General features: G+C 64.7%; 6 protein-coding genes and 1 riboswitch. Of the genes, 2 read left to right on the top strand and 4 right to left on the bottom strand.

Features of this window, described 5'->3' with window-relative positions; all coding sequences use genetic code 11:
• Positions 1–185 precede the first annotated feature (185 nt).
• The gene (locus CP49_RS39435; protein WP_057855470.1) at positions 186–1,379 is read right to left on the bottom strand and encodes an O-succinylhomoserine sulfhydrylase; all 1,194 of its coding nucleotides are present in this window, start codon (positions 1,377–1,379) and stop codon (positions 186–188) included.
• A gap of 71 nt (positions 1,380–1,450) precedes the next feature.
• Positions 1,451–1,530: riboswitch (SAM riboswitch) on the bottom strand.
• 125 nt (positions 1,531–1,655) lie between these two features.
• Between CP49_RS39435 and CP49_RS39430 the strand changes: the two genes are divergently transcribed.
• Positions 1,656–2,762 carry a 2'-deoxycytidine 5'-triphosphate deaminase gene (locus CP49_RS39430; protein ID WP_057855479.1) on the top strand — a complete coding sequence of 369 codons (1,107 nt, stop codon included), beginning with the start codon at positions 1,656–1,658 and terminating at the stop codon, positions 2,760–2,762.
• A gap of 42 nt (positions 2,763–2,804) precedes the next feature.
• Here the strand turns inward: CP49_RS39430 and CP49_RS39425 are convergent, their stop codons facing one another.
• On the bottom strand, positions 2,805–4,139 hold the full coding sequence (locus CP49_RS39425) for a PQQ-dependent sugar dehydrogenase (protein ID WP_057855469.1): 1,335 nt from the start codon (positions 4,137–4,139) through the stop codon (positions 2,805–2,807).
• A 217-nt stretch (positions 4,140–4,356) separates the two neighbouring features.
• On the opposite strand from CP49_RS39425, the gene CP49_RS39420 reads away from it, so the two are divergent.
• On the top strand, positions 4,357–5,799 hold the full coding sequence (locus CP49_RS39420) for an MATE family efflux transporter (RefSeq protein ID WP_057855468.1): 1,443 nt from the start codon (positions 4,357–4,359) through the stop codon (positions 5,797–5,799).
• Positions 5,800–5,906: 107 nt separating this feature from the next.
• On the opposite strand, the gene CP49_RS39415 is transcribed toward CP49_RS39420, so the two are convergent.
• Positions 5,907–6,266 carry a hypothetical protein gene (locus CP49_RS39415; protein WP_057855467.1) on the bottom strand — a complete coding sequence of 120 codons (360 nt, stop codon included), beginning with the start codon at positions 6,264–6,266 and terminating at the stop codon, positions 5,907–5,909.
• A gap of 116 nt (positions 6,267–6,382) precedes the next feature.
• Positions 6,383–6,784 carry an SRPBCC family protein gene (locus tag CP49_RS39410; RefSeq protein ID WP_057855466.1) on the bottom strand — a complete coding sequence of 134 codons (402 nt, stop codon included), beginning with the start codon at positions 6,782–6,784 and terminating at the stop codon, positions 6,383–6,385.
• Between the last annotated feature and the right edge of the window lie 29 nt (positions 6,785–6,813).

The following is a 6,813-nucleotide window of genomic DNA, read 5'->3' as shown; positions in this document are numbered from 1 at the left end:
TAAATCAAACGGCCGAGTCATTCCGTCGCAGTCAAGATCTGTGCATCTACTAGTGCGAAAGCAGGGACCCATACGCCGCGGCCCGGCTAATGAAAGACAGTGGTCGACGCCTTGCCTACTCACAACGCCCTGTGGTTATGGGTCCCTGCGTTCGCAGGGACGACATTGTCATGCATTGCAACGGCTCACGCCTTCTCCAGCGCCTGCGCAAAATCCTCGATTAGATCATCGGCATGTTCGAGCCCGGCCGAGAAGCGGATGAAGCCCTCGCTGATGCCGAGCTCGGCGCGCGCCTCCGGCGTCAGCCGTTGATGCGTCGTGGTCGCGGGATGGGTGACGAGGCTCTTGGCATCGCCGAGGTTGTTCGAAATCCGCGAGATCTGCAGCGCGTTGAGGCAGCGGAACGCGGCCGCCTTGCCGCCCTTGACCTCGAAGCCGATCAGGGTCGAGCCGGCGCGCATCTGCTTTTTCACCAGCGCGGCCTGCGGGTGATCGGCGCGGCCGGGATAGATCAGCCGCGAAATCTTCGGGTGCGACGCGAGCGCGTTCGCCACCTTGGCGGCCGTCTCGGTCTGTGCGCGCACGCGCACGCCAAGCGTCTCGAGCCCCTTCAGCAGGACCCACGCGTTGAACGGCGACATCGACGGGCCGGTCTGGCGCATGAAATTATGGATGTGCTCGGCGATGAAGGCTTCCGAGGACAGGATGATGCCGCCGAGGCAGCGGCCCTGGCCGTCGATGTGCTTGGTGGCCGAATAGATCACGACGTCGGCACCGAGCGACAGCGGGCTCTGCCAGATCGGGGTCGCGAACACATTGTCCACGATCAGCCGCGCGCCGCCCTTGTGCGCGATCTCGGCGATCGACTGGATATCCAGCACGTCGAGCGTCGGGTTGGTCGGGCTTTCCAGGAAGCACGTCTTGGTGTTCGGCTGCATCGCGCGCTTCCACTGGTCGAGGTCGAGGCCGTCGACCAGGGTGGACTGGATACCGTAGCGCGGCAGCAGGTCCTCCACCACATAGCGGCAGGAGCCAAACATCGCCTTCGCCGCCACCACGTGGTCGCCGGCCTTCAATGGCGCGAGGATCGCGGTGGTCACCGCCGCCATGCCGGTCGCGGTCGCGCGCGCGGCTTCCGCGCCTTCGAGTTCGATCATGCGCCGCTCGAACATCGAGATGTTGGGATTGGAAAAGCGCGAATAGAGAAAGCCGGGATCTTCGCCCTTGAACCGCGCCTCGCATTGCTCGGCCGAGTCGTAGATGAACCCCTGCGTCAGGAACAGCGCCTCGGACGTCTCGCCGAATTGCGAGCGCAGGGCGCCGGAATGCACCAGCTTGGTTTCGGGGCGAAAACGCTTGGTAGAACCAGTCTCAGACATGTGACCTCCGCCGTGACCACCGGAAAATGGTCACAAAAAAACCGGCCTGGAAAAATTTCCACAGGCCGGGATCACACGTGTCCCCGGCCTGTTTAGCGACTTATTTAACGTGGCTGCAAGCCGGCCGGCTCAAATCACCACGGGATAAGTCATGCTGATATTCGCTTGCGCCCTTTCAGTCAAGGCGGCCATCGGATAACCCGTAAAAAGCCCATATTTATGAGGTTTGGATGACGTTTGGGGCATCCGAAAAGGGCCACCTCAGAGGATCGCGCCGTGCCGTTCATGCTTCCGCCCGACGCCAACGGAATTCTGCCCGACCGCATGATCGCGGCGATGGCGGATGCGGGCCTGATCCTGCCGGAATATCCGTTTGTCGAAAGCCAGATCCAGCCGGCGAGCCTCGATTTGCGGCTGGGCGACATTGCCTACCGGGTGCGCGCCAGCTTCCTGCCTGGTCCCGGCGCCACCGTCGCCGAGCGCATCGACGAGTTGAAGCTGCACGAGATCGACCTCTCGGACGGCGCGGTGCTGGAGACCAACTGCGTCTACATCGTGCCGCTCTTGGAGAGTCTTGCGCTGCCGCCGCAGATCGTGGCTGCCGCCAATCCGAAGAGCTCCACCGGGCGGCTCGATGTGTTCACCCGCGTGATCGCCGACGGCACCCGCCGCTTCGACATGATCGGCGCGGGCTATCACGGGCCGCTCTATGCCGAGATCAGCCCGAAGACGTTTCCGGTGCTGCTGCGCGAGGGCTCGCGGCTTTCGCAGGTGCGCTTCCGCGCCGGCGACGCCATCCTCAATGCCGACGAGCTCGACGCGCTGCACGGTGCCGAGCGGCTGGTCGATATCGACGATGCCGATCTCGCCAATGGCGTGGCGCTGTCGGTCGATCTGTCCGGCGAGAATACATCAGGCTTCGTCGGCTACCGCGCCAAACGTCACACGGGGGTGGTCGATATCGACCGTCGCGGCGGCTACGCCGTCGACGAATTCTGGGAGCCGATCCCGGCGCGTCCAGACGGCAGCCTCATTCTCGATCCCGGCGAGTTCTACATCCTGGCCTCCAAGGAAGCCGTGCAGGTGCCGCCGGATTACGCCGCCGAGATGGTGCCGTTCGACCCGCTGGTCGGTGAATTCCGCGTGCACTATGCCGGCTTCTTCGATCCCGGCTTCGGCTATGCCGGCGCCGGCGGGCAGGGCGCGCGCGCCGTGCTCGAGGTGCGCTCGCGCGAGGTGCCGTTCATCCTGGAGCACGGCCAGATCGTCGGCCGGCTGGTCTATGAGAAAATGCTGTCGCGGCCCGATGCCATGTACGGCCAGCGCATCGGCTCGAACTACCAGGCGCAGGGCCTGAAGCTAAGCAAGCATTTCCGGGTGTGAGCCTGCACCCAATTGCAAAGTCCTCACCATGAGGGGCGCTACCTACCGCGACGCCGATTTCGCCGTCGGCGTCACGCGCCAGATCGTGTTGCCGACGTCGTCGGCGACGAGCAACGCGCCCTGCTTGTCGAGCCGCAGGCCGACCGGGCGGCCTTGCGCTTCGCCGTTGTCGTTGAGAAAGCCGGTCAGCACGTCCTGCGGCGGGCCCGATGGCTTGCCGTCCTTGAAGGGCACGAAGATCACCTTGTAACCTGAGGGCGGCCTGCGATTCCACGAGCCGTGCTGGCCGATGAAGGCGCCGCCTTCCATCTCCTGCGGAAACAGATTGCCGGTGTTGAAGGCAAGCCCGAGCGAAGCCGTGTGCGCGCCGAGCGCATAATCCGGGGACATCGCCTTCTGAACGAGGTCGGGCCGCCGCGGCTCGACCCGCGTGTCGACGCGATCGCCGAAATAGCTGTACGGCCAGCCGTAGAACGCGCCGTCCTTCACCGAGGTCATGTAGTCGGGGACGAGATCGTTGCCGAGTTCGTCGCGCTCGTTGACGACAACCCAGAGTTCGCCGGTCTTCGGATTCCAGGCCGGTCCGTTAGGGTTGCGCAGGCCCGACGCGAACACGCGCCATTGGCCGCTGGCGCGATCGACCTCAAGCACCGCGGCGCGATCCTTCTCGGCCTCCATGCCGTTCTCGCCGATATTGCTGTTGGAGCCGACGGTCGCATACAGCTTCGTGCCGTCGGGACTGGCGGTGAGATCCTTGGTCCAGTGGTGATTGATCGGGCCCGCAGGCAAGTCTGCCAGCTTGACGCCGGGTGCGCTGATTTTGGTGTCTCCCTCGCGATAGGGGAATTTCACGATCGCGTCGGCATTGGCGACATAAAAATCCTCGCCGACCAGCACCATGCCGAACGGCGAATTCAAGTTGCTGATGAAGGTGCTTCTCGTCTCGGCAACGCCATCGCCATCGGAGTCACGCAACAGGGTGATGCGATTGGCGCTCGGAACCCCTGCGCCCGCCCGGTTCTGCGCCAACCCATAGATGAAGCCCTTGATGCTAAAGCCGCTCTGCTTCGGCGGCGCGTTGCTCTCGGCGACCAACACGTCGCCGTTCGGCAGCACATAGACCGTGCGCGGATGCTCCAGTCCGGTCGCGAAGGCGGCGACCGTCATGCCGCTCGCGGCGGTCGGCTTGGCGCCCTCGGGCCAGCGGTTGACGGTCGCGATATCGACCGTCGGGATCCATGAATGTTCCGGCGGCGGCAGGCTGGGCGAAGGACCGTAAGTCTGTGCGACGGTAGCCGTTTCCTTGGACTCGTTGCAGGAGGCAAGCGGCAGCGCCAGGGCGCCGACGCATATTGCCAATAGGATGTTGTTGCGCATGGCGGAGTTCCCCGCAGATGTCGGCTTTACAACGGGGTGTCGGCCTGAACGTTCGTAGACTCCGATGAATTCCCCGTGAAACGGCTGGCCGGCCGTGCACAGGCGTCGCCGCCCGCAATCCCGCAGGCCCCCATTGCGCCCCGCGCACGTGGAATTACCCCCGCCATGCTAGGAACAGCGCGCTGCGGCTACCCAAGCCCGTGCGCAGGGAGCAGAAATGTCCGACCTCGGCGTTGCCGAAATTCCCGTCGACGAGAAGGAGCGCCCGCTTCCGCTGCCGGAAGCGCCGGCGAAGAACGCGCTGCTCGACGGCCCGATCCTGCGCACGCTGCTGTGGCTGGCCTGGCCCAATGTGATCGCGCTGACCGCAGGCACCTGCGGCGTGATCGCGGAAACCTCCTATATCGGCCGGCTGGGTGTGGAGTCGCTGGCTGCGATGGCGCTGGTGTTTCCGATCGTGATCCTGACCATGACCATGTCGGGCGGGGCGATGGGCGGCGGTGTGGCCTCGGCCATCGCACGCGCGATCGGCGCAGGCGATCTCGACCGCGCCTCGACGCTGGCCGCGCATGCGCTGCTGATCGGCCTCTGCTTCGGGCTCACCTTCATGCTGGGCATGCTGATCTTCGGGCCCGCACTTCTGGAATTGCTCGGCGGCCGCGGCAACGTGCTGACGCAGGCGGTCGCCTACACGCAAATATTCTTCGGCGGCGCCGTCGTGCCATGGCTGATGAACACGATGTCGGGCATCTTGCGCGGCACCGGCAACATGAAGCTGCCGTCGCTGCTGATGCTCTCCTCGGCGATTTGCCAGATCATTCTCGGCGGCACGCTGGGGCTGGGCCTTGGCCCGATCCCGCAGTTCGGCATGCGCGGCGTCGCGGCCGGCTCGCTGATCGCCTACCTGATCAGCATCTCCGTGATGTCATGGTATCTGTTCTCGGGCCGCGCGCGCGTCATTCCCAAGATCCGCGGCCTTCGCATTCGCATGCCGATGTTCATCGACATCCTGAAGGTCGGCGCGATTTCCTGCTTCTCGCCGCTGCAGTCGGTGCTGACCATCAGCATCTTCACCCACATGCTGGCGAGTTTCGGCACCGAAATCCTGGCCGGCTACGGCATCGGCGCGCGGCTCGAATTCATGCTGACGTCGATCGCATTCGCCGTCGGCATCGCCTCGGTGCCGATGGTCGGCATGGCCGTTGGTGCGCAGCGCATCGCGCGGGCTCGCAAGATCGCCTGGACGGCGGGGCTCGTCGCGTTCGTATCGGTCGGCGCGGTCGCGGTCCCCATTGCTGCCTTCCCCGATATCTGGGTCAACCTCTTCACCGATGATGCGAGCGTGCGGGCCGCCAGCCGCCAATATCTGTCGACGGCGGCGCCGATGTACGCGTTCATCGGGCTCGCTACAACATCCTACTTTTCATCGCAGGGCGCGGCGAAGGTGCTTGGTCCCGTGCTGGCGCAGACCGCGCGGCTGGTGTTCATTGGAGCCGGTGGCTGGTGGCTGTCGACGCACGGCGCCACCGCGCAAAACTTCTTCGTGCTGGCGGCGGCGTCGATGGTGCTGCTCGGCGTGCTGTCCTGCGCCAGCGTGATGCTGACCCGCTGGGGGCCGAAGCCGCGGCCTGCGGCGGCGGTTCGGCCGGCATTGTTGTGAGTTGGTTCGATTGTCATTCCGGGGCGATGCGAAGCATCGAACCCGGAATCTCGAGATTCCGGGTCTGGTGCTGGCGCACCATCCCGGAATGACGGAGTGGGAAATGACTATCGCCGCGCGCGTCTCCGGCCATGATGACCACCGCCGACATTGGCCATGCGCATCAATTGCGGGACCATGCTCATCATCTCGCCGCCGTCTATGCCGCCCATCATGCCGCCGAGCCCGCCGCCGCCTTCCATCATGCGGCCCATCATCGGGCCCATGGTCTGCATCATCATGGCGAAGCGGCGCTTGCCCATCTTCACCTTCATCATTTCCAGCATCGGCGTCATCTGCGTCATCATGTCTTCGCCGCCGCCACCGCCACTGATGCCGGCGGATTGCGCCTTCGCCGGCATCGACGTCAGGGTAAACAACAGCAGTAGCGTGGCCGCCTGGCACACGACCTTGTCAGCTCCAGTCATGGTTCTGCTCCTCATGCGCGGGCAGCCGCGGGCGCGGCGCCATTTGGACGCACGCGCCGACGCTAGGAGCGGGCAGGGAGCCGATCTGTGACAAAGCTCACGTTCGTATGAGTCCTTTAAGCCGCGTCGCGCCCCAGCGCCTTTAGCATCGCCGAGAGGCCAAGAACCATCTGCGCGTCCATGTAGGGCGCGATCTCGTTCGGCAGCACGTCGGCGATCCACACGAACCGGGTGCGGCCGTCGCTCTCGGCAAAGACCTGTGCGGAAGCGCTGTGCTGCCTGATGCGTTCGCTAACGATGGCGTAGACCAGCCGGCGCCTCTTGTCGTCGCAATCTACAAGTATCTCGCGCGCCACGGTGCCATTTGAGAAGGTGACGATGCGGGCGTCGCCGTCGAGTTTGGTGTCGGTCACGAAGCCGGGCACCAGCCGCGTATGCAGCGCGCCGAAATCGCGCAGCGCGTTCCAGACGTCTGCAGGGTTCGCGTCGATGAGGATTTCCTTGTGAATGGAAGCCATGTTGATGAGTCCTTTGTTGCAAGAGCGGA

Origin of the sequence: Bradyrhizobium valentinum, from assembly GCF_001440405.1 — a bacterium.
GTDB lineage: Bacteria > Pseudomonadota > Alphaproteobacteria > Rhizobiales > Xanthobacteraceae > Bradyrhizobium > Bradyrhizobium valentinum.
The sequence above is the reverse complement of the archived record's forward strand: the minus strand, read 5'-3'. Positions and strand labels throughout refer to the sequence as shown.